The sequence below is a fragment of the Citrobacter sp. TBCS-14 genome (assembly GCF_005280805.1).
GTDB lineage: Bacteria > Pseudomonadota > Gammaproteobacteria > Enterobacterales > Enterobacteriaceae > Citrobacter > Citrobacter gillenii.
This window is the reverse complement of the sequence record NZ_SZWM01000295.1, coordinates 92,146-113,959: the sequence shown is the minus strand read 5'-3', so window position 1 is coordinate 113,959 and position 21,814 is coordinate 92,146. Positions and strand designations below refer to the sequence as shown.

Sequence of the window (21,814 nt, the reverse complement as noted above, 5' to 3'; positions counted from 1 at the left end):
TCTGCCGGGAGCGGATTTGAACGTTGCGAAGCAACGGCCCGCAGGGTGGCGGGCAGGACGCCCGCCATAAACTGCCAGGCATCAAACAAGTGAAGAAGCCCATCCTGACGGATGGGCTTTTTTGCGTCTGTGTTTTTGGGAAGTGCTTGCTCGCTGCCGGAATGGTAGGCCTGATAAGCGCAAAGTCATCAGGCACAATTTTGCAGATTACCGGTTGGTTAACGTCCCAGCCACTGTGCAACAAACCCTGCAATTTGTTGTACGTCGTTGATATCTAAAAGTGGGACATCCACTTCGAGTGGAACATCACTGGCAACCGCAACAACATACTCATCAATCGTCAATTCTTGTGCACTATGCCCGCAATTTTCACGAAAAAGTAGGATCTTGGCGACAGGTTCGTGTTTAAAACCCTCAACCAGTACCAAATCCAGTGTTGTAGCATCCATTCGGCTCACCAGATAGGCTAAATCTAACTCAGGTTCTGCCGGCGTTTCCGTCATTAACGCCCAGCGTTGTTGGCTGGCAACCAGTGTTTGCGCTGCGCCAGCTTTACGTAACTCATAGCTATCCTTGCCGGGTTTATCGACGTCCATGTTGTGGTGGGTATGCTTAATTAATCCTGGACGAATGCCTTTGGCGCACAGTTCCGGGATCAGTTTTTTGAGCAGTGTGGTTTTTCCTGTGCCGCTCCATGCGGCAATACCGAGCAATGGGATCATGATTTATCCTGCCATCTGGCCAATTCTTCAGGTGTGTTCACATTCACAAACGCATCTTTATGATCGCTAAAATCGATGGCGTGTCCGCCGGCCTGGCGCATAAAGACCATCACCCGTCGTTCACCTGCCTGAAGATACTCCTGCAGTAACGGCTGCATTGCTCTGTGCATCAGTGCAATTGTCGGGTGATCCCGCTCCCCATCATGTACCCACACCACTGGCGCATTTTGGCGCTGTTCTGCCAGTCTTGCGACCAGGTTGTGGGGAATATAGGGCATATCGCAGGGGCAGAATAAAAACCAGTCACCTGCCAGTTGTAAAAATACCGACAGCATTCCGGCCAGCGGGCCAGGGAAATCAGGTAATGAATCAGGGATAACTTTCAGACCACTTTGCTGATAAATATCCTGATGGCGATTGGCATTAACCACGACGGTCTCGACCTGTAAGGCGAGCGCATCGGCGACGTGCCGCCATAAAGGTTTGCCGTCTAGCTCAAGCAGTCCTTTATCTGCCCCCCCCATCCGCCTGGCCTTACCGCCCGCCAGGACAACCCCTGTAATTGCACTATCCAGAATCACTGATATCGCCTCTTTTAATGTGGGATTGACCCTGCTAACGTATCTGTATTAAGCGTAAGGAGCACAACCATGAAATGTAAACGTCTGAATGAAGTTATTGAACTCCTCCAGCCAGCCTGGCAGAAAGAACCCGATCTTAACCTGATGCAATTTTTACAGAAACTGGCGAAAGAGTCAGGTTTTGACGGAGAACTGGCGGATTTAACTGATGACATTCTGATCTATCACCTGAAAATGCGTGACTCAGCGAAGGATGCGGTGATCCCAGGTATTCAGAAAGATTATGAAGAAGACTTTAAAACCGCATTGCTGCGCGCTCGTGGCGTAATTAAAGAGTAAAAGCTTGTAATCGCCGCCACCGAAAGTGCTGCGAAATGATATCCTGAATCATTCGTAGTAATTTCCGGATGATGGGATGAATAACAACGCTTTTACTTTCCAAACGCTACACCCGGATACCATCATGGATGCGCTGTTTGAGCAGGGGATCCGGGTGGATTCCGGGCTTACCCCGCTCAACAGCTATGAAAACCGTGTCTACCAATTCCAGGACGAAGACCGTCGACGCTTTGTCGTAAAGTTTTACCGCCCTGAGCGTTGGTCCGTCGATCAAATACAGGAAGAACATCAGTTTGCACTGGAACTGGTGCGTGATGACGTGCCGGTTGCGGCGCCGATGGTGTTTGATGGCCAGACGTTACTGGGGCATCAAGGGTTCCACTATGCGATATTCCCCAGCGTAGGAGGTCGGCAGTTTGAAGCCGACAATATCGATCAAATGGAGTCGGTTGGCCGCTATCTCGGGCGTCTGCATCAAACCGGGCGAAAACAGCCCTTTGCTTTTCGACCGACCATTGGCCTCGACGAGTATCTGATTGAACCGCGTAAACTTTTCGACAGTGCACCGATTATTCCATCAGGGCAAAAAGCGGCATTTCTGAAAGCAACGGATGCACTTATCACCGTGGTTACCGAAAGCTGGCATACGCGTTTTGACACTCTGCGCCTGCACGGTGACTGTCATGCCGGAAATATTCTGTGGCGCGATGGTCCGATGTTTGTCGATTTAGATGATGCCCGCAATGGCCCGGCCATTCAGGATTTATGGATGCTGCTTAATGGTGATAAAGCCGAGCAGCGCATGCAGCTTGAAACCATTATCGAAGCTTATGAAGAGTTTACTGAGTTCGACGTCGCTGAATTAGGACTCATAGAACCTTTACGCGCCATGCGTTTAGTTTATTATCTAGCCTGGCTGATTCGACGTTGGGATGATCCTGCGTTTCCAAAAAACTTCCCGTGGTTAACCGGAGAAGATTACTGGCACCGTCAGACGGCGACCTTTATTGAGCAGGCAAAAATTCTGCAACAACCCCCCTTACAATTAACGCCAATGTATTAATCGGAGAGACATGGACATGAAAAAAATATGGCTGGCGCTGGCTGGTATGGTTTTAGCTTTTAGCGCATCGGCAGCGCAGTTCCAGGATGGTAAGCAGTACATCACACTGGAAAAGCCTATTGCGGGTGAACCGCAGGTGTTGGAGTTCTTCTCCTTCTACTGCCCGCATTGCTACCAGTTTGAAGAAGTGCTTCACGTGTCTGATAACGTGAAGAAAAAACTGCCTGAAGGCACCAAGATGACCAAATACCACGTTGAGTTTTTGGGACCTCTGGGCAAAGATCTGACTCAGGCGTGGGCGGTTGCGCTGGCGCTGGGCGTAGAAGATAAGGTCACAGTACCGTTGTTTGAAGCGGTGCAGAAAACTCAGACCGTCCAGTCTACCGCTGATATCCGTAAAGTATTTGTTGATGCGGGTATTAAAGGTGAAGACTATGATGCGGCATGGAACAGCTTCGTGGTGAAATCACTGGTCGCGCAGCAGGAAAAAGCGGCTGCCGATCTGCAACTGCAGGGGGTTCCGGCGATGTTTGTGAATGGCAAATATCAGGTGAATCCGCAAGGCATGGATACCAGCAGCATGGATATCTTTGTACAGCAGTACGCCGATACCGTGAAATATCTGGTAGGCCAGAAGTAAACGAAAAAGCCGGTCAGAGACCGGCTTTTTTAGTTGAGGCTTTAATCGCATCTATTTGCGCATCTTTCTCGGCCCAGAGCGTATTCAGCCACAGCTGGAACCGACGCTTAAACCCTTTATCGTTGACGTAATCACCGTGTAATTCCTCTTTCACCGGCTCCAGATTCACCCGTACTACAATGCGCGTTAACGTACCGCTCAGCATGTCGTAGAAAGGATGGCTGCTGTTTTGCGGATAACACAGCGTGACGTTCAGCAACTTATCGAATTGCGATCCTAAGACATTCAGCGCCATCGCAATACCGGCAGCCTTAGGTGGCAGCAGGTTTTTATAGGGAGATCGGGTCTGCTGGCATTTCTCGTGGGTGAACCGTGAGCCTTCGACAAAATTCACGATCGTTGTTGGATGCACACGAAACTTCTCACAAGAAAGACGTGTTGTTTCCACATCTTTACCACGTCGTTCAGGGTGACGGAGCAAATAACCGCGCGAATAGCGTTTCATAAATGGCATATCCAGCGCCCAACATGCCAGACCAATAAAAGGCACCCAGGCTAACTGCTGCTTAAGAAAGTATTTATTCATCGGGATATGCTTACGAAACAAAACGCAAAGCACAACGATGTCGGCCCAGCTGTAGTGATTACAGATGAGCAGATACCAATTTTTCTTGCTCAGACCTTCCAGCCCCTCAACATCCCACTCCAGTCGTGGATTAAGGTGTAGCAATAGCGCCAGACCTTCACACCAGCAGTACATCATGAAATTACAAAAGAGGGATACCTTGCGCCAGACGAAAGGAATAGGCAAAAGCAGTTTTACAACTCCGGCCAAGATGATTGGCACGGAACATAAAATCGTGACCAATATGGTCAATGCGATACTCAGCAGCAGCGTTATCGCGGCGAGTATTCTCGCCATAATTAAATTATTCAAAAGGTTAGCCATAAATAGTGCGCTAAAAGGGCGCAAGGGGCTAATTTTATCAGAAAACGAACCAAATGATGGATCTTCGCTGAATAGAAAAAAATGGAATATCTATCCACATCCAGCTATAAGCTGAAAAGATGATATAAAATTCTGTGTCATGAAATAACATAATGAAAAATATGCAGAATTATTATGATTCATAAATTATCTTGCTGTATTTAAAGGGCTGAAAATTATTTATTCACAAACTTATCCACAGATCACATTGCGAACAACGCAGAAGATCTGCAAAAGTTTTTCGACAAATGCGGCGAAAAACTCATGTTTTCATCCTGTCTGTGGCATCCTTTACCCATAATCTGATAAACAGGCATGGACATTATGGTTCAGATCCCAGAAAACCCACTTATCCTTGTAGATGGCTCATCTTACCTGTATCGCGCATACCATGCGTTCCCACCGCTGACCAACAGCGCAGGAGAGCCTACGGGCGCGATGTACGGTGTCCTCAACATGCTGCGTAGCTTGATTTTGCAATATAAGCCGACGCATGCGGCGGTGGTATTCGACGCCAAGGGTAAAACCTTCCGTGATGAATTATTCGAGCACTACAAATCGCATCGTCCGCCGATGCCAGACGATCTACGCGCGCAGATTGAACCGCTGCACGCGATGGTAAAAGCCATGGGGTTACCCCTGCTGGCTGTTTCAGGCGTAGAAGCGGACGACGTTATCGGTACGCTGGCGCGTGAAGCAGAGCAAATTGGCCGTCCGGTGCTGATCAGTACCGGTGATAAAGACATGGCTCAGCTGGTGACGCCGAATATCACCCTCATCAACACCATGACCAATACGATCCTCGGCCCGGATGAGGTGGTAAATAAGTATGGCGTGCCGCCGGAACTGATTATCGACTTCCTGGCGCTGATGGGCGACTCTTCTGATAACATTCCTGGCGTGCCGGGCGTGGGTGAAAAGACGGCTCAGGCGTTACTCCAGGGGCTGGGCGGGCTGGATACGCTCTATGCTGAATCAGAAAAAATAGCGGGCCTGACGTTCCGTGGCGCAAAAACCATGGCTGGCAAGCTCGAGCAGAATAAAGAGGTGGCTTACCTCTCTTATAAGCTGGCAACCATCAAAACGGATGTCGAGCTGGAATTAACCTGCGAGCAGCTGGAAGTACGACAACCTGCAGCGGACGAGCTGTTAAATCTGTTCAAACAATATGAGTTCAAACGTTGGGTCACCGACGTTGAAGCCGGGAAATGGCTGCAGGCAAAAGGCACAAAACCTGCGGCAAAACCACAGGAAACCATCGTTATTGATGAAACGCCTGAGGAGCCCGCCACGGTTCTCTCATACGATAACTATGTGACGATTCTGGACGAGACGACGCTGGAAGCGTGGATTGCGAAGCTGGAAAAAGCGCCGGTCTTTGCTTTTGATACCGAAACCGACAGCCTGGACAATATCTCCGCGAATCTGGTGGGGCTCTCTTTCGCTATTGAACCGGGTGTGGCGGCGTATGTTCCTGTCGCGCATGACTACCTGGATTCCCCTGACCAAATTTCCCGTGATCGGGCACTGACGCTGCTGAAGCCGCTACTGGAAGACGAAAAAGCGCATAAAGTTGGGCAAAACCTGAAGTATGACCGTGGCATCCTGGCGAACTACGGTATCGAACTGCGCGGTATCGTCTTTGATACCATGCTCGAATCCTACATTCTTAACAGCGTTGCTGGGCGACACGATATGGACAGCCTGTCTGACCGCTGGCTGAAACATAAAACGATCACCTTCGAAGAGATCGCCGGGAAAGGTAAAAACCAACTGACCTTTAACCAGATTGCGCTGGAAGAAGCTGGTCGTTATGCCGCGGAGGACGCCGACGTCACGCTACAGCTGCATCTGAAAATGTGGCCAGAGCTGCAAAAACATAAAGGACCGCTAAACGTCTTCGAGAATATCGATATGCCGTTGGTCCCGGTCCTGTCCCGCATCGAGCGCAACGGTGTAAAAATCGACCCTGCCGTGTTGCACAAGCATTCAGCAGAGCTGACGCTGCGTTTGAACGAGCTGGAGCAAAAAGCGCACGAGATTGCCGGGGAAGCCTTTAACCTCTCTTCCACTAAACAGCTGCAAACCATTCTGTTTGAAAAGCAGGGCATCAAGCCGTTGAAGAAAACGCCGGGCGGCGCGCCGTCAACGTCAGAAGAGGTGCTGGAAGAGTTAGCGCTGGATTATCCGCTGCCGAAGGTGATTCTGGAATATCGTGGGCTGGCAAAATTGAAGTCTACTTATACAGATAAACTTCCGCTGATGATCAACCCTAAAACTGGCCGTGTGCATACCTCTTATCATCAGGCCGTTACGGCGACCGGGCGTTTGTCTTCTACCGATCCTAACCTGCAAAATATTCCGGTGCGTAATGAGGAAGGACGTCGTATTCGCCAGGCATTTATTGCACCAGAAGATTATGTCATTGTCTCGGCGGACTACTCGCAGATTGAGCTACGCATTATGGCGCACCTCTCGCGTGATAAGGGGCTGCTTACCGCCTTTGCCGAAGGAAAGGACATTCACCGCGCCACGGCTGCAGAGGTCTTTGGCTTACCTCTTGATTCCGTGACCAGTGAACAGCGCCGCAGCGCGAAGGCCATCAACTTTGGTCTGATCTACGGCATGAGCGCCTTCGGTCTTGCACGCCAGCTCAATATTCCACGCAAAGAAGCGCAGAAGTACATGGATCTCTATTTCGAACGCTACCCGGGCGTACTGGAATATATGGAACGCACGCGTGCACAGGCAAAAGAGCAAGGGTACGTTGAAACGCTGGAAGGACGTCGCCTCTATTTACCGGATATCAAATCCAGTAATGGTGCGCGTCGTGCAGGTGCGGAACGTGCGGCGATTAACGCCCCGATGCAAGGCACCGCTGCGGACATTATTAAGCGCGCTATGATTGCCGTAGACGGCTGGCTGCAAACCGAACAGCCTCGCGTACGTATGATCATGCAGGTACATGATGAACTGGTGTTTGAAGTGCACAAAGATGATCTCGATAGCGTCTCGAAAAAAATCCATCAGCTGATGGAGAACGGAACGCGAATTGATGTGCCGTTGCTGGTGGAAGTCGGAAGCGGTGAAAACTGGGATCAAGCGCACTAAGGGTTTGCTGAATAACACGCTCTTTTCGTAACTAAGCAACATAAGTTAGCGCTTTTTGTGATGACCATTAAAATTTCCTATGCCGGGAGTGAAAAAAAATTACAAAAAGTGCTTTCTGCGCTGCTCAAAAAAGAGTAAAGTTATTCTCGTAGGGTACAGAGGTAAGATGTTCTATCTTTCAGACCTTTTACTTCACGTAATCGGATTTGGCTGAATATTTTAGCCGCCCCAGTCAGTAATGACTGGGGCGTTTTTTATTGTGCGAAAGAAAGGTTTCGCACATGCTGTAGGCCGGATAAGACGCGCAGCGGCGCCATCCGGCATATCGGTAGGTTATTCCCCGTCCTGCATCTCTTCAATAGGCGCCAGTTCGCTAAACCAGGTATCCAGTTTCTGACGCAGTTTATCCACACCCAGCTTTTTCAGCGATGAGAATGCTTCTACCTGTACATCGCCATTAAACGCCAGCACTGCTTCACGCACCATATTCAACTGTGCTTTGCGTGCGCCGCTGGCCAGTTTGTCCGCTTTGGTCAGTAATACCAGCACCTGGACGTTGCTCTCTACGGCCCACAAAATCATCTGCTGATCGAGATCTTTCAGTGGATGGCGAATATCCATCAGTACGACCAAGCCTTGCAGGCTTTGACGTTTCTCCAGATATTCTGCCAGCGCGCGCTGCCATTTGCGCTTCATCTCTTCCGGAACTTCTGCATACCCGTACCCCGGCAAGTCAACCAGACGTTTACCGTCAACCACTTCAAACAAGTTGATGAGCTGAGTACGGCCCGGCGTTTTAGATGTACGTGCCAGACCCTTTTGATTTGTCAGGGTATTTAGTGCGCTGGATTTGCCTGCGTTGGAACGGCCAGCAAAAGCCACTTCAATTCCTGTATCGGAAGGTAAATGGCGAATATCAGGCGCACTCATCACAAAATGCGTCTGTTGATAATTCAAGTTAGTCAACGTGGTCGTCTCCATCAATCAAGGCTTTGCAGCGATTATACCTGAACACCAGCAAAAGGCGGATTTTTCGACGCACGGGTTATGTAAGTTAAAAGCGCGGGCTTTGTGAGACATTGCCGATAGTATTTATGCGAGATGAGAGAGTGCATAACAATATAAATTAAATAAATCATATAATTACCATTAAGAAATATTCTGAAAAACTGAAACTGTTAAGTCGGTTACTTGTGCGTGTTACCCAAAAGAGTAAAGTAGCGTCCATAGCAAGGGAGCTAACAGGATAAACGACTCAGGATGAGGGTCAGGAGCGCCAGGAGGCGAAGACGCAGGATTGTCAGGAAGACAAACGTCCGGAGACGTTAGTAAAAGGAAATGGAAACAACACGGAATGTTTCTGGCTAAGGGAAAAACAGGGTGTGTTGATAGCCGACAGGGATTGTAGGGCCCGTTAAGGGTTGAGAGTCAGGAAAAAAGGCGACAGATTACTCTGTCGCCTTTTTTCTTTATTTCTGCTAGATTCCGGCGCAATTATATACTGAATAAAAACAGCCAAAGACGAATCATGATGAAAACAACTTCTACACCTCGCGGGAAAGGTCCTGCAAAGGCGCGTCGTAAGACACGCGAAGAAATTAACCTGGAAGCTCGCGACCGTAAGCGTCAGAAAAAACACCGTGGTCTTGCGGCGGGCAGCCGTGCGACTGGCAGCGACGGTGCATCAGGTGGCGGAAACCAAAACAAACACAAAGATCCTCGTATTGGCAGTAAAACTCCCATTGCATTGGGTGTGACTGAAAAAGTCACCAAACAGCACAAACCGAAGAGTGAGAAACCTATGCTTTCACCACAGGCTGAGTTGGATTTACTGGAAACGGATGAGCGCCTGGATGCGCTGCTGGAACGTCTTGAAGCGGGAGAGATCCTGAGTGCTGAAGATCAGTCCTGGGTGGATGCCAAGCTGGATCGCATCGATGAGCTGATGCAGAAACTGGGGCTCTCTTACGATGATGACGAAGAAATTGACGAAGAAGAAGAAAAGCAGGAAGACATGATGCGCCTGCTGAAGGGCGGTAACTAACGGTTTTGTACCGTGGGTCTTCCCGTCCTGCTTATAACCCTTCCGGTTATATGTTATCTGGTGTGGTTATTCGTTAAACTACAGCGATTGTCGCGGCGCCAAAATTGGCTGCGCAACCGGCTTATCACTCGCAGTGGGGGTAAGCCGGTACGCCGTACCCGCCAGAAACGCCATCGGAAGGAGTGAGCATGTCTGAGCAGCTAATCGACTGGGACCTGGCCCTGATCCAGAAATATAACTATTCCGGGCCACGATACACCTCGTATCCGACCGCGCTGGAGTTTTCTGCAGACTACGGTGCTGAAGCATTTCTGCAAGCCGTAGCGCGTTACCCTGAACGTCCACTCTCTTTGTACGTCCATATCCCGTTCTGCCATAAATTGTGCTATTTCTGCGGCTGCAACAAAATTGTGACCCGCCAGCAGCATAAGGCCGATCAATATCTGGACGTTTTAGAACAAGAGATTATTCATCGCGCGCCGCTGTTTGCTGGCCGTCATGTTAGCCAGTTGCATTGGGGCGGCGGCACGCCAACCTATCTGAATAAAGCGCAGATTAGCCGCTTAATGACGCTGCTGCGTGATAACTTCGATTTTAACGCGGATGCAGAAATCTCGATCGAAGTTGATCCGCGTGAAATCGAACTCGATGTGCTCGATCATTTACGTGCTGAAGGCTTTAACCGCCTGAGCATGGGGGTGCAGGACTTCAATAAAGAAGTTCAGCGCCTGGTAAACCGTGAGCAGGACGAGGAGTTTATCTTTGCACTGATTAATCGTGCGCGTGAGATTGGCTTTACCTCGACCAACATTGACCTCATCTATGGTCTGCCAAAACAGACGCCGGAAAGCTTTGCCTTTACCCTGAAGCGGGTGGCTGAGCTCAATCCCGACCGCCTGAGTGTCTTTAACTATGCGCACCTGCCAACGTTGTTTGCCGCGCAGCGTAAAATCAAAGATGCTGACCTGCCTAGCCCACAACAGAAGCTGGATATTTTGCAGGAGACCATCTCCTCGCTGACCGAAACAGGTTATCAGTTCATTGGGATGGATCACTTTGCCCGTCCGGATGACGAGCTGGCGATTGCCCAGCGCGAGGGTGTTCTGCACCGTAATTTCCAGGGTTATACCACCCAGGGCGATACCGACCTGCTGGGCATGGGCGTTTCCGCCATCAGTATGATTGGCGACAACTACGCGCAGAACCAAAAAGAGCTGAAGCACTATTATCAGCAGGTGGATGAGCAGGGGAATGCGCTGTGGCGCGGTATTGCACTGACCCAAGATGACTGTATTCGCCGGGATGTGATTAAACTACTGATCTGCAACTTCCGCCTCGACTACGCCGTCGTAGAACAGCAATGGGATCTGAACTTTGCTGACTATTTTGCTGAAGACTTGAAGCTGTTGGCTCCGCTGGCGAAAGATGGGCTGGTGGATGTGAATGAGAAGGGGATTCAGGTGACGCCAAAAGGTCGTCTGCTGATCCGCAATATTTGCATGTGCTTTGATGCGTACCTGCGCCAGAAAGCACGGATGCAGCAGTTCTCGCGGGTCATCTAATGACGTTGCCCGGTGGCACTTCGCTTACCGGGCCTACGACATCTCAATATGTAGGTCGGGTAAGCGAAGCGCCACCCGACAAACCCGCTAGCTAAACAGCCCAACCAGCGCCGCACACAGCACCGCGGCAACCGCAGTTTGCGGCGTATGGCTTTCAACCGAGCCGCTCGACAGCAGATTAATAATTGATTCCAGCATGATGACTTCCCCCGTTTTCCGGGCACGATCATACTTAACTCATCGGAACAGTAAAGCGCAAAATAGCAGCGCTTTGCGCTCAATTATCAATCTTTACACAGCGAAAATCCCTTACTCCATGCCAAGCTCTTTTAACTTACGCGTCAGGGTATTACGCCCCCATCCGAGTAAGCGCGCCGCTTCCTGTTTATGGCCCTGAGTATGGCGCAGCGCGGTGGTTAACAGCGTGCGTTCCATTTCAGGCTGCGCTTCAGAGAGTAAGTTTTGATGACCGGAACGTAGCGCCCGGTCAGCCCATTGTGCCAGCAGTGTTGCCCAGCTGTCAGGCTGCATATGTGAGGGCGCGTCCGGAACGCTTGCTTCAAATAGCTCAGCCGGCAGGTCCTGAATCAGCACTTCCTGCCCGGCGGCCATCACGGTTAACCAGCGGCAAGTGTTCTCTAGTTGACGAACGTTACCCGGCCAGGCCAGACGCGTCAGTGCGGCCTCGGTTTCAGGGTGTAACTGCTTGGCTTCCACACCCAGCTCGTGAGCGGCTTCCTGCAGGAAATGACGCGCCAGGCGAGGGATGTCTTCCCGTCGCTCGCGCAGCGGTGGTAAATGAACGCGAATGACGTTCAGTCGGTGGAACAAGTCCTCGCGGAACTTGCCTTCCTGTACCCGCAGTTCCAGATTCTGGTGCGTAGCAGCGATAATGCGCACGTCCACCTTCACCGGCGCATAGCCGCCGACGCGGTAAAACTGTCCGTCGGCCAATACACGCAGCAATCGCGTTTGCACGTCCAGCGGCATATCGCCAATCTCATCGAGAAACAGCGTGCCGCCATCCGCCTGCTCGAAGCGTCCCTGACGAATGGTATTGGCGCCGGTAAAGGCGCCTTTTTCGTGGCCAAACAGTTCAGATTCGATTAAATCCTTCGGAATTGCCGCCATGTTAAGGGCGATAAATGGCGATTTGGCACGCGGGCTGTGACGGTGGAGAGCATGAGCGACCAACTCTTTACCGGTCCCGGACTCACCGTTGATCAAGACGCTAATTGAAGAGCGGGAAAGCCGGCCAATTATGCGAAAGACATCCTGCATTGCTGGGGCTTCACCGATGATGTCGGTGGTGGGACCGTTGATCTGAACATTACGCGGCTGCTGCTGTTCCTGATAATGGCTTATGGCGCGTTCGACCAGCGCCACAGCTTCGTCAATATCAAACGGCTTGGGCAGGTAATCGAACGCCCCTTGCTGGTAGGCGCTGACGGCGGCGTCCAGATCGGAGTGCGCGGTCATGATGATGACCGGAAGCATCGGATGACGCTGTTTAATTTGTTTTAACAGCGTCAGGCCGTCCATCCCCGGCATGCGGATATCCGACAACAGCACGTCCGGCGTTTTACTGGCGAGCGCGTCCAGTACCTCTTTACCGCTTTCAAATGTGGTGCAGTTGAGTCCTGCCCCTGCGAGCGCACGTTCAAGCACCCAACGGATGGAACTATCGTCATCAACGACCCAGACTATTCCTCGTTGCATAAACGTCACCTCTATTTCCTGATAGGCAGGTAAACCGAGAACTCGGTATGACCCGGCCAACTGGTAAATTCAATTTTGCCGGAATGTTGATCAATCAAATTACGGGCGATAGATAATCCCAGCCCGGTTCCCCCCTCGCGACCGCTGACCATTGGGTAGAACAGCGTATCCTGTAAATGTGGAGGAATACCCGGACCGTTGTCCTCAACGTCAATACGCGCCGCCAGGCGGTAACGCATGCCGTGCAATGTGAGCTGAAACGCGGTGCGGGTACGCAGAATAATCTCGCCACCTTCCGGTCCCAGCGCTTGTAACGCATTACGCACGATATTCAGCAGAACCTGTTCTATCTGGTCAGGATCGTGCAGTATTTCTGGCAGACTCGGGTCGTAATCGCGGATCAACGTGACGTTCTCCGGGAGTTCCATCGACACCAGTGCCACAACGCGTTCTGCCACCTTGTGAATACTTTCCGTGATGTGCATACCGGGTTGCTGCGGCCCCAGCAGGCGGTCGACCAGGTTACGCAGGCGGTCTGCCTGCTCAATAATGACTTGGGTATATTCCTTGAGGGCTGGATCCGGTAGCGCTTTACTGAGCAGTTGTGCTGCACCGCGTAATCCACCCAACGGGTTTTTAATTTCATGCGCCAGACCACGTACCAGATCGCGGGCGGCTATTTGCTGGGCATGCTGGAGCTGCTCCTGACTCAGACGGCGCTGGTTATCCATGGGCGCCATCTCCAGCAGAATAAGGCCATCAGGCAGCCTCTGGGCGGTCACAGAGAGGATATGCGAGTGGCTATCTATCACCAGCGTCACTTCGTTGTCCGTAAAGCCCTGACCCGCTTCCAGGCTCTCTCGCATCAGCCCGATGTTTAATGAGAAATAACTCAGCAGTTCAGAAAGCGGCGTGCCAAACAGTTTGCGGGAACTTTGGGCAAGCAGCTGCTGTGCCGCGGGGTTGGCGTAATGCACCGCCAGCTCATCGTCGACAAGTAAAATGCTGTTAATTAACGAATTGAGGATCTGCCCAGCATCGGGCAGCGTGCCGGTTGCCATTCAGCAGTCTCCTGAAAAAGGTTGCACCAATTTAGTGCATTATAGCTTTCACGTAGAAAAAGCGCGAAGGATCAGTTCGTTGGCGGAGAAAAAAGCCCATCGTGTGATGGGCTGAAAGTTTCCACGGCAACTCAATTCCAGGTTATCGCGCCAGCGCGTGACGCGACCTTATCTGGAAAGTACAACTCAAACGATTAAACGCTGTAGTACAACTCAAACTCTACCGGGTGCGGGGTCATGCGCACGCGGTCATCTTCTTCGCGACGCAGCGTAATGTACGCATCGATCGCTTCATTGGTGAACACGCCGCCTGCAGTCAGGAACTCGCGGTCCAGATCCAGTTCGTTCAGTGCTTCTTCCAGAGAGCCAGCAACCTGTGGGATCTCTTTTGCTTCTTCCGGTGGCAGGTCGTACAGGTTTTTGTCCATTGCTTCGCCCGGGTGGATCTTGTTCTTGATACCATCAAGACCAGCCATCAGCAGTGCTGCAAAGCACAGGTACGGGTTAGCCGCCGGGTCCGGGAAGCGTACTTCAATACGGCGTGCTTTCGGAGAGGCAACGACTGGGATACGGATAGAGGCAGAACGGTTACGGGCAGAGTACGCCAGCATAACCGGTGCTTCGTAACCCGGGACCAGACGCTTGTAGGAGTTGGTGGTCGGGTTCGCCAGGGCGTTGATCGCTTTAGCGTGTTTGATTACACCACCGATGTAGAACAGCGCCTGCTCGGACAGACCTGCATACTTGTCACCGGAGAACAGGTTTACGCCGTTCTTGGACAGAGACATGTGGCAGTGCATACCGGAACCGTTATCGCCGAACATCGGTTTTGGCATAAAGGTCGCCGTTTTACCGAAGCGGTGCGCGACGTTGTGAACGACGTATTTGTAGATCTGAATTTCGTCCGCTTTTTTGGTCATAGTGTTAAAGCGGGTAGCGATTTCGTTCTGGCCCGCAGTCGCCACTTCGTGGTGATGCGCTTCAACGACAAGGCCCATCTCTTCCATGACCAGACACATGGTAGAACGGATGTCCTGGGAAGAATCGACCGGAGGAACCGGGAAGTAACCGCCTTTCACGCCAGGGCGATGACCTTTGTTACCACCTTCATATTTGGTGGAGGAGTTCCATGCGCCTTCGATATCATCGATAGCGACGTGGGAACCGGAAATAGAGCTGCCGAAACGGATGTCGTCGAACAGGAAGAATTCTGGCTCTGGCCCGAACAGCACGGTGTCTGCGATGCCGGTAGCACGCAGATATTCTTCAGCGCGTTTTGCGATGGAGCGCGGGTCGCGGTCGTAACCCTGCAGTGTGCCTGGTTCCAGGATATCGCAACGGATGATCAGAGTAGACTCTTCAAAGAACGGGTCAATGAGTGCAGTAGAAGCATCTGGCATCAGAACCATGTCTGATTCGTTAATGCCTTTCCAGCCACCGATTGAGGAGCCGTCAAACATTTTGCCTTCTTCAAAGAATTCGGCATTTACCTGATGAGCAGGAATCGTGACGTGCTGTTCTTTACCTTTAGTGTCAGTGAAGCGCAAATCAACAAACTTCACTTCGTGTTCGTTCAGCATCGTCAAAACGTGTTCAGCGGACATACTTACTCTCCCGGATTGGTCATTGTCGTCGTGGTAACGAGGTCTTCAATTCTGCAAAAATTGGCCGTGTCGCCGTAAAAAATATAAAGCGAAATCTGTGCCAACTTTTAAATTGCCCCCAAAAGGCGTTATCATGCGCATCATCGTGCAAAGGGGTTGCACCATGAAGGTTGTATTGCACCATTATAGTGCCTCTTTGTGAACATTAAGCACTATAATGGTGCAATTGACATGAGATTACCCCTTTTAACGCTCCGTGAATGTGATCACAAAGAAACTCTGCAATACTTGTTTGCGGAGGATGTTTGTGATCCTGTTTTGTACTGCGATTAATCCGTGTACAATAACGCGCTATTTCTAAAATGCCTGAGGCAAAGTTGTGATCGAAAATTTGCGTAACATCGCCATCATCGCGCACGTAGACCATGGTAAAACCACCCTGGTAGACAAGCTGCTCCAACAATCCGGTACATTCGACTCTCGTGCCGAAACCCAAGAGCGCGTGATGGACTCCAACGATTTGGAGAAAGAGCGTGGGATTACCATCCTCGCTAAAAACACCGCTATCAAGTGGAATGACTACCGTATCAACATCGTTGATACCCCGGGACACGCCGACTTCGGTGGTGAAGTTGAACGTGTAATGTCCATGGTAGACTCCGTGCTGCTGGTGGTTGATGCAATGGACGGTCCGATGCCGCAGACGCGCTTCGTGACCAAAAAAGCCTTTGCTCATGGCCTGAAGCCAATTGTTGTTATCAACAAAGTTGACCGTCCTGGCGCGCGTCCTGACTGGGTTGTTGACCAGGTATTCGACCTGTTCGTTAACCTCGACGCGACCGACGAACAGCTGGACTTCCCGATCGTTTACGCTTCAGCGCTGAACGGTATCGCAGGTCTGGATCACGAAGATATGGCGGAAGACATGACCCCGCTGTATCAGACCATCGTTGACCGTGTACCGGCTCCGAACGTTGACCTTGATGGCCCGCTGCAGATGCAAATCTCTCAGCTGGACTACAACAACTACGTGGGTGTTATCGGCATCGGTCGCATCAAGCGCGGTAAAGTTAAACCGAACCAGCAGATCACTATCATTGATAGCGAAGGCAAAACTCGCAACGGTAAAGTCGGTAAAGTTCTGACCCATCTGGGTCTTGAGCGTATCGAGAGCGACGTTGCAGAAGCGGGCGACATCATCGCGATCACTGGTCTGGGCGAACTGAACATCTCCGACACCATCTGCGATCCGCAGAATGTTGAAGCGCTGCCGGCGCTGTCTGTTGATGAGCCGACCGTGACCATGTTCTTCAACGTAAACACCTCTCCGTTCTGCGGTAAAGAAGGTAAGTACGTTACTTCTCGTCAGATCCTTGACCGCCTGAAAAAAGAACTGGTACACAACGTTGCACTGCGTGTTGAAGAGACTCCGGATGCAGACGCATTCCGCGTGTCTGGTCGTGGTGAACTGCACCTGTCCGTTCTGATTGAAAACATGCGTCGTGAAGGTTTCGAGATGGCGGTTTCCCGTCCGAAAGTTATCTTCCGCGAAATCGATGGCCGTAAACAAGAGCCATTCGAAAACGTAACGCTGGACGTCGAAGAGCAGCACCAGGGTTCTGTTATGCAGGCACTGGGCGAGCGTAAAGGCGACCTGAAAAACATGAATCCAGATGGTAAAGGCCGCGTACGTCTCGACTACGTGATCCCAAGCCGTGGTCTGATCGGCTTCCGTTCAGAATTCATGACCATGACCTCCGGTACCGGTCTGCTGTACTCCACCTTCAGCCATTACGACGATGTTCGTCCGGGCGAAGTGGGTCAGCGTCAGAACGGCGTGCTGATCTCTAATGGTCAGGGTAAAGCTGTTGCGTTTGCACTGTACAGCCTGCAGGACCGCGGTAAGCTGTTCCTGGGTCACGGCGCAGAAGTTTATGAAGGCCAGATCATCGGTATTCACAGTCGTTCTAACGACCTGACTGTAAACTGCCTGACCGGTAAGAAACTGACCAACATGCGTGCTTCCGGTACTGATGAAGCCACCACGCTGGTTCCAGCTCAGAAAATGACTCTGGAACAGGCTCTGGAATTCATCGATGACGACGAACTGGTAGAAGTAACACCAACGTCTATCCGTATTCGTAAACGTCACCTGACTGAAAACGATCGTAAACGTGCGATGCGTGGTCCGAAAGAAGACTAATTAACGCACTTTAATGACAAGACCCTGCCTTAAGAGGTGGGGTTTTTTTTTGCCCGCAATCCCTGGTTCCCGGCGGGATTACGTTGATTCCCTGCCTCAAGAAATACTCTCCCCTCAAGATGTCTGGCTTAAGAGAGCTTGGTCACAAATTTTTCTAAAGCTCAACGCGGGTGTTTGCTTTCTTTTTCATCGTCAGCGTATGATTAAACCATCTGGTTTAAACCAAGCGAATTAAACAATGACGAGTAATCAGTCGACCGTTGAGAATGCGAAAGAGAAGTTAGATCGTTGGTTAAAAGATGGGATCACCACTCCGGGCGGAAAACTGCCCTCGGAAAGGGAGTTGGGAGAGTTGCTGGGGATCAAGCGCATGACGTTACGTCAGGCGCTATTAAACCTGGAGTCTGAATCCAAAATCTTTCGTAAGGATCGCAAAGGGTGGTTCGTTACCCAGGCACGCTTTAACTACAGCCCGGAATTGTCAGCAAGCTTTCAGCGCGCCGCGCTCGAGCAGGGTAGAGAGCCTTCCTGGGGATTTATCGAGAAAAGCCGGGTTTCTCAGTACCCGGACGTTGCCGCGCCGTTGGTGTCAGCAACACCGTCTGATGAACTGTATCGGATAACGGGCTGGGGAGCGCTGGAAGGGCATAAAGTTTTCTATCATGAAACGTTTATCAACCCGAAGGTCGCACCGGGATTTATTGAGCAGCTTGAAAGTCAGTCATTTTCTTCGGTATGGGAAAATGAATATAAAAAAGAAACGGTAATCAAAAAACTGGCTTTTAAACCTGTCAGAATGGCCGGCGACATTAGCAAGTTTATTGGCGGTTCGACTGGAATGCCCGCCATTCTTATTGAAAAACACCGGGCTGACAGCGATGGCAATATCGTACAAATAGATATTGAGTATTGGCGATTTGAAGCAGTTGATCTCTTCATTAACTTGTAGGTACGTTTATGGTCACTAAAGACAATGCACATAAAATTCTGGCGCGGGTAGATAATCTTCCTCTTTATCTTCACGCTTATGCTTATCATTTGAATATGCGCGTTGAACGCATATTACCGAATGATTTATTAGATATTGCCAGTGAAAATAATCTGCGTGGGGTGAAAATCCACGTCCTTGATGGTGAACGCTATTCTCTTGAAAATATGAATGATGAAGCACTGTCAGCATTTGGCGACAAAGCGCGTCAGCTACAGCTTGATCTGCATATCGAGACCAGTTCTTCTGATAAAAAAGCTATTGACCAGGCTGTCGCTATCGCATTAAAAACAGGCGCCTCTTCGGTGAGGTTTTACCCGCGCTACGAAGGTAATCTTCAAGAGGTGCTTGCAATCATTACGCAGGATATCAAATATTTGCGCGATTGCTATCAGGATAGCGGACTGACCTTTACCTTAGAGCAGCATGAGGATTTAAAGAGTCATGAATTGGTATCGTTAGTTCAGAACAGTGATATGGAGTCGCTCTCTTTACTGTTTGATTTTGCTAATATGATCAATGCCAATGAGCATCCGTTGACGGCGTTAGACACAATGTCTCCGCATATTACCCAGGTGCATATTAAAGATGCATTAATTGTAAATGAGAATGCGGGACTGGGCCATAAAGCCTGTACTTCGGGTCAAGGGGATATGCCGTTTAAAGATCTGCTGACCAAACTTATTTGCTTAGGTGATGAGAAGCCGCAGGTAACGGCTTACGGGCTGGAAGAAGAAGTGGATTATTACGCCCCGGCATTTCGTTTCGACAATGAAGGAGATAACCCCTGGATCCCATGGCGCCAGATGAGCGAAACACCGCTACCGGAGCCAGAACTTCTCGAAGAACGTTTGATTAAAGAAAAAAATGATGCCATCCAACAAATACAATTTGTGCGTAGCGTGCTACAACAAATTAAAAATGAGGCGCATCACATTCTAACTCATTATTAATATCTAACGCCTTTATTTAGAATTCATAGTCCATTCCTGATGAATGGGCGTATTTTTATATTTAAAACAAATGATTAAATAAATCATTTAGGGGATGCTATGCTCACAAAAAAGAAATGGGCGCTTTTTAGCCTGTTAACGCTGTGTGGCGGTACAATTTACAAATTACCCTCACTGAAAGATGCGTTCTATATTCCGATGCAGGAATACTTCCATTTGACTAACGGTCAGATTGGTAACGCGATGTCAGTGAACTCATTTGTAACTACCATAGGTTTTTTCTTATCTATTTATTTTGCAGACAAACTTCCACGTAAATACACTATGTCTCTTTCCCTTATTGCTACGGGGCTGCTGGGGGTTTATTTGACCACCATGCCTGGCTATTGGGGGATCCTCTTTGTCTGGGCGTTATTTGGTGTTACCTGCGACATGATGAACTGGCCGGTGTTATTAAAATCCGTTAGCCGACTCGGCAACAGCGAACAACAAGGGCGTCTGTTCGGCTTTTTTGAAACGGGCCGCGGTATTGTGGATACGGTTGTCGCATTTTCTGCACTGGCCGTCTTTGCCTGGTTTGGCAGTGGTCTGTTGGGGTTCAAGGCCGGTATCTGGTTTTACTCTGCAATTGTCATTATGGTCGGGATCATCATCTTCTTTGTTCTGAACGATAAAGAGGAAATCCCCGCCGCAAAAATCCATGATGCTGAAGATGCGCCGAAAAATCCAAGCATGTCGTCAGTTCTGAAAGATAAGACTATTTGGTTAATCGCGTTTAACGTCTTCTTTGTTTATGCCGTGTATTGTGGATTGACGTTCTTTATCCCATTCCTGAAAAACATTTATATGCTGCCCGTCGCGCTGGTGGGGGCTTATGGGATTATTAACCAATATTGCCTGAAAATGGTTGGTGGCCCGATTGGTGGACTGATCTCAGATAAAATCCTGAAATCACCGAGTAAATATTTATGCTACACATTTATGCTCAGCACAGTGGCACTGTTGCTGCTGATCGTTCTGCCGCATGAAAGTATGCCCGTTTATTTAGGTATGGTGTGTACGCTGGGCTTCGGCGCCATCGTATTTACTCAGCGCGCTGTATTCTTTGCCCCGATTGGTGAGGCCAAAATCGCAGAGAATCAAACGGGTGCGGCAATGGCGCTGGGTAGCTTTATCGGTTATGCCCCGGCGATGTTCTGCTTCAGTATGTACGGATATATTCTGGATTTGAACCCAGGGCTCATCGGCTACAAAATTGTGTTTGGTATTATGGCCTGCTTCGCTTTCTGTGGGGCGATTGCATCTGTTCTGCTGGTTAAGCGAATCAGTGAAAGAAAGAAAATGCTGCAAGCGGAACAGGCGTGATGCGCGTTTACGTCAGGTAGTATGAAAAAGCCGCTGATTGTCAGCGGCTTTTTTATCAATACGATCAGGATGCTTCCTGATCGGCAATGACCAATTCAATGTTCTCTACATCAAGCAATTGCTTGAAAGCATTGGGCGGCGGGGCATCGGTAAAAAATGCCCTGATTTTACGCATATTACCGATGGACACCGCGGCCGATGCGGTAAATTTGGTGTGATCGGCAACCAGTAGTGTATTACGCGTATGCTTGATCATTGTCTTGGCGACAAGTGCCTCGTTAACATCAAATTCTAGCAGTGTACCGTCTTCTTCAATGGCGCCAATACTGGTGATCAAATAGTCAGCCCGGAACCCTTCAATAAAGTTCACCGCCCCTGGTCCAACGATTCCGCCATTATGTGCGCGTAGCGTTCCACCAGGTACCATGACTTCAATATCTTGATTCTTATACAGGATCTGCGCGACGCGAAGACTGTTTGTGATAATGCGTAAGTCCCGACGATTTAACAAAGCGCGGGCGACGGCTTCCACTGTTGTACCGATGGTAATAAAAACAGTACACCGTTCCGGGAGATAATCGGCAACCGCCTCCGCTATTGCTTCTTTTTCCTGGGTAAGTGACAACTCTCGCTGCTCGAAGGCGGTATTCATGACGCTGGATACGCGTCCGGCCCCCCCATGATGGCGGGTGATCAGACCTTGCTCACTAAGCTTACGAATATCCCTGCGCACCGTTTGCGTGGAAACGTCCAGCAATTGCGCCAGTTCTTCGATATTCATATAGCCGCGTTCTGTAATGTAATGAACAAGTTGATCGTGTCGCGGATTACCGGTGACTTCAATGATGCTCATGAATACTCCTGGACTTCT

At 50.1% G+C, this 21,814-nt stretch carries 19 protein-coding genes and 1 pseudogene; 11 read left to right on the top strand and 9 right to left on the bottom strand.

Annotated elements, in window-relative coordinates:
• Positions 1 to 218: 218 nt before the first annotated feature.
• Together mobB and mobA are read right to left on the bottom strand one after the other, a co-directional pair.
• Positions 219 to 722 (bottom strand): molybdopterin-guanine dinucleotide biosynthesis protein MobB, encoded by a 504-nt coding sequence (gene mobB, locus FDX22_RS14950; protein ID WP_135912789.1) that lies wholly within the window; start codon positions 720 to 722, stop codon positions 219 to 221.
• Complete coding sequence (mobA, locus tag FDX22_RS14945) at positions 719 to 1,303, bottom strand: molybdenum cofactor guanylyltransferase MobA (RefSeq protein WP_135912788.1); 585 nt, start codon at positions 1,301 to 1,303, stop codon at positions 719 to 721. Before mobA ends, mobB begins: the two co-directional genes overlap by 4 nt.
• A gap of 69 nt (positions 1,304 to 1,372) precedes the next feature.
• Here mobA and FDX22_RS14940 point away from each other — a divergent pair, with 69 nt between their 5' ends.
• The 3 genes from FDX22_RS14940 (at position 1,373) to dsbA (ending at position 3,345) form a co-directional block, all read left to right on the top strand.
• On the top strand, positions 1,373 to 1,642 hold the full coding sequence (locus FDX22_RS14940; RefSeq protein WP_042325406.1) for a YihD family protein: 270 nt from the start codon (positions 1,373 to 1,375) through the stop codon (positions 1,640 to 1,642).
• A 76-nt stretch (positions 1,643 to 1,718) separates the two neighbouring features.
• A complete protein-coding gene (locus FDX22_RS14935) occupies positions 1,719 to 2,705 on the top strand; it encodes a serine/threonine protein kinase (RefSeq protein WP_146717412.1) in 987 nt (328 codons plus the stop codon).
• Between the two features lie 16 nt (positions 2,706 to 2,721).
• Positions 2,722 to 3,345 (top strand): thiol:disulfide interchange protein DsbA, encoded by a 624-nt coding sequence (gene dsbA, locus FDX22_RS14930; RefSeq protein WP_096758891.1) that lies wholly within the window; start codon positions 2,722 to 2,724, stop codon positions 3,343 to 3,345.
• Between the two features lie 13 nt (positions 3,346 to 3,358).
• Here dsbA and FDX22_RS14925 read toward each other — a convergent pair whose 3' ends face one another.
• On the bottom strand, positions 3,359 to 4,294 hold the full coding sequence (locus tag FDX22_RS14925) for an acyltransferase (RefSeq protein WP_146717411.1): 936 nt from the start codon (positions 4,292 to 4,294) through the stop codon (positions 3,359 to 3,361).
• Between the two features lie 363 nt (positions 4,295 to 4,657).
• Here FDX22_RS14925 and polA point away from each other — a divergent pair, with 363 nt between their 5' ends.
• Positions 4,658 to 7,444: a DNA polymerase I gene (polA, locus tag FDX22_RS14920; RefSeq protein WP_146717410.1), complete on the top strand. Its 2,787-nt coding sequence runs from the start codon at positions 4,658 to 4,660 to the stop codon at positions 7,442 to 7,444.
• Positions 7,445 to 7,777: 333 nt separating this feature from the next.
• Here the strand turns inward: polA and yihA are convergent, their stop codons facing one another.
• Positions 7,778 to 8,410, bottom strand: coding sequence for a ribosome biogenesis GTP-binding protein YihA/YsxC (gene yihA / locus FDX22_RS14915; protein ID WP_096759489.1), 633 nt, complete (start codon positions 8,408 to 8,410; stop codon positions 7,778 to 7,780).
• A gap of 227 nt (positions 8,411 to 8,637) precedes the next feature.
• Between yihA and FDX22_RS14910 the strand changes: the two are divergent.
• The 3 genes and pseudogenes from FDX22_RS14910 to hemN all read left to right on the top strand — a co-directional run bounded on the left by FDX22_RS14910 (position 8,638) and on the right by hemN (position 11,050).
• Positions 8,638 to 8,862, top strand: a pseudogene (locus FDX22_RS14910) (hypothetical protein).
• Positions 8,863 to 8,972: 110 nt separating this feature from the next.
• Positions 8,973 to 9,488 (top strand): Der GTPase-activating protein YihI, encoded by a 516-nt coding sequence (gene yihI, locus FDX22_RS14905; RefSeq protein WP_096758888.1) that lies wholly within the window; start codon positions 8,973 to 8,975, stop codon positions 9,486 to 9,488.
• A gap of 188 nt (positions 9,489 to 9,676) precedes the next feature.
• Entirely contained in the window at positions 9,677 to 11,050 is a 1,374-nt protein-coding gene (hemN, locus tag FDX22_RS14900; protein WP_096758887.1) for an oxygen-independent coproporphyrinogen III oxidase, read from the top strand.
• An 87-nt stretch (positions 11,051 to 11,137) separates the two neighbouring features.
• Here hemN and FDX22_RS14895 read toward each other — a convergent pair whose 3' ends face one another.
• The 4 genes from FDX22_RS14895 to glnA all read right to left on the bottom strand — a co-directional run bounded on the left by FDX22_RS14895 (position 11,138) and on the right by glnA (position 15,434).
• On the bottom strand, positions 11,138 to 11,248 hold the full coding sequence (locus FDX22_RS14895) for a YshB family small membrane protein (protein WP_096758886.1): 111 nt from the start codon (positions 11,246 to 11,248) through the stop codon (positions 11,138 to 11,140).
• A gap of 111 nt (positions 11,249 to 11,359) precedes the next feature.
• Positions 11,360 to 12,769 carry a nitrogen regulation protein NR(I) gene (glnG, locus tag FDX22_RS14890; RefSeq protein ID WP_115260010.1) on the bottom strand — a complete coding sequence of 470 codons (1,410 nt, stop codon included), beginning with the start codon at positions 12,767 to 12,769 and terminating at the stop codon, positions 11,360 to 11,362.
• Positions 12,770 to 12,780: 11 nt separating this feature from the next.
• The gene (glnL, locus tag FDX22_RS14885; protein ID WP_115259821.1) at positions 12,781 to 13,830 is read right to left on the bottom strand and encodes a nitrogen regulation protein NR(II); all 1,050 of its coding nucleotides are present in this window, start codon (positions 13,828 to 13,830) and stop codon (positions 12,781 to 12,783) included.
• 194 nt (positions 13,831 to 14,024) lie between these two features.
• On the bottom strand, positions 14,025 to 15,434 hold the full coding sequence (gene glnA / locus FDX22_RS14880) for a glutamate--ammonia ligase (protein ID WP_096758883.1): 1,410 nt from the start codon (positions 15,432 to 15,434) through the stop codon (positions 14,025 to 14,027).
• 379 nt (positions 15,435 to 15,813) lie between these two features.
• Here glnA and typA point away from each other — a divergent pair, with 379 nt between their 5' ends.
• The 4 genes from typA (at position 15,814) to FDX22_RS14860 (ending at position 20,943) form a co-directional block, all read left to right on the top strand.
• Positions 15,814 to 17,637 (top strand): ribosome-dependent GTPase TypA, encoded by a 1,824-nt coding sequence (gene typA / locus FDX22_RS14875; RefSeq protein WP_115259820.1) that lies wholly within the window; start codon positions 15,814 to 15,816, stop codon positions 17,635 to 17,637.
• A 238-nt stretch (positions 17,638 to 17,875) separates the two neighbouring features.
• Positions 17,876 to 18,586 (top strand): GntR family transcriptional regulator, encoded by a 711-nt coding sequence (locus FDX22_RS14870; RefSeq protein ID WP_096758881.1) that lies wholly within the window; start codon positions 17,876 to 17,878, stop codon positions 18,584 to 18,586.
• An 8-nt stretch (positions 18,587 to 18,594) separates the two neighbouring features.
• Positions 18,595 to 19,578 (top strand): sugar phosphate isomerase/epimerase, encoded by a 984-nt coding sequence (locus FDX22_RS14865; protein ID WP_096758880.1) that lies wholly within the window; start codon positions 18,595 to 18,597, stop codon positions 19,576 to 19,578.
• 99 nt (positions 19,579 to 19,677) lie between these two features.
• A complete protein-coding gene (locus tag FDX22_RS14860; RefSeq protein WP_096758879.1) occupies positions 19,678 to 20,943 on the top strand; it encodes an MFS transporter in 1,266 nt (421 codons plus the stop codon).
• Between the two features lie 64 nt (positions 20,944 to 21,007).
• Here the strand turns inward: FDX22_RS14860 and FDX22_RS14855 are convergent, their stop codons facing one another.
• The gene (locus FDX22_RS14855; RefSeq protein WP_115259818.1) at positions 21,008 to 21,796 is read right to left on the bottom strand and encodes a DeoR/GlpR family DNA-binding transcription regulator; all 789 of its coding nucleotides are present in this window, start codon (positions 21,794 to 21,796) and stop codon (positions 21,008 to 21,010) included.
• Positions 21,797 to 21,814: the final 18 nt, after the last annotated feature.

Bases quoted from the DNA above. Each gene is read 5' to 3' on its own strand.
- FDX22_RS14870 (WP_096758881.1), top strand. From the start codon at position 17,876: ATGACGAGTAATCAGTCGACCGTTGAGAATGCGAAAGAGAAGTTAGAT.
- FDX22_RS14940 (WP_042325406.1), top strand. From the start codon at position 1,373: ATGAAATGTAAACGTCTGAATGAAGTTATTGAACTCCTCCAGCCAGCC.
- FDX22_RS14925 (WP_146717411.1), bottom strand. From the start codon at position 4,294: ATGGCTAACCTTTTGAATAATTTAATTATGGCGAGAATACTCGCCGCG.
- polA (WP_146717410.1), top strand. From the start codon at position 4,658: ATGGTTCAGATCCCAGAAAACCCACTTATCCTTGTAGATGGCTCATCT.
- FDX22_RS14895 (WP_096758886.1), bottom strand. From the start codon at position 11,248: ATGCTGGAATCAATTATTAATCTGCTGTCGAGCGGCTCGGTTGAAAGC.
- FDX22_RS14855 (WP_115259818.1), bottom strand. From the start codon at position 21,796: ATGAGCATCATTGAAGTCACCGGTAATCCGCGACACGATCAACTTGTT.
- glnL (WP_115259821.1), bottom strand. From the start codon at position 13,830: ATGGCAACCGGCACGCTGCCCGATGCTGGGCAGATCCTCAATTCGTTA.
- FDX22_RS14935 (WP_146717412.1), top strand. From the start codon at position 1,719: ATGAATAACAACGCTTTTACTTTCCAAACGCTACACCCGGATACCATC.
- hemN (WP_096758887.1), top strand. From the start codon at position 9,677: ATGTCTGAGCAGCTAATCGACTGGGACCTGGCCCTGATCCAGAAATAT.
- FDX22_RS14865 (WP_096758880.1), top strand. From the start codon at position 18,595: ATGGTCACTAAAGACAATGCACATAAAATTCTGGCGCGGGTAGATAAT.
- glnA (WP_096758883.1), bottom strand. From the start codon at position 15,434: ATGTCCGCTGAACACGTTTTGACGATGCTGAACGAACACGAAGTGAAG.
- glnG (WP_115260010.1), bottom strand. From the start codon at position 12,769: ATGCAACGAGGAATAGTCTGGGTCGTTGATGACGATAGTTCCATCCGT.
- dsbA (WP_096758891.1), top strand. From the start codon at position 2,722: ATGAAAAAAATATGGCTGGCGCTGGCTGGTATGGTTTTAGCTTTTAGC.
- yihI (WP_096758888.1), top strand. From the start codon at position 8,973: ATGATGAAAACAACTTCTACACCTCGCGGGAAAGGTCCTGCAAAGGCG.
- mobB (WP_135912789.1), bottom strand. From the start codon at position 722: ATGATCCCATTGCTCGGTATTGCCGCATGGAGCGGCACAGGAAAAACC.
- FDX22_RS14860 (WP_096758879.1), top strand. From the start codon at position 19,678: ATGCTCACAAAAAAGAAATGGGCGCTTTTTAGCCTGTTAACGCTGTGT.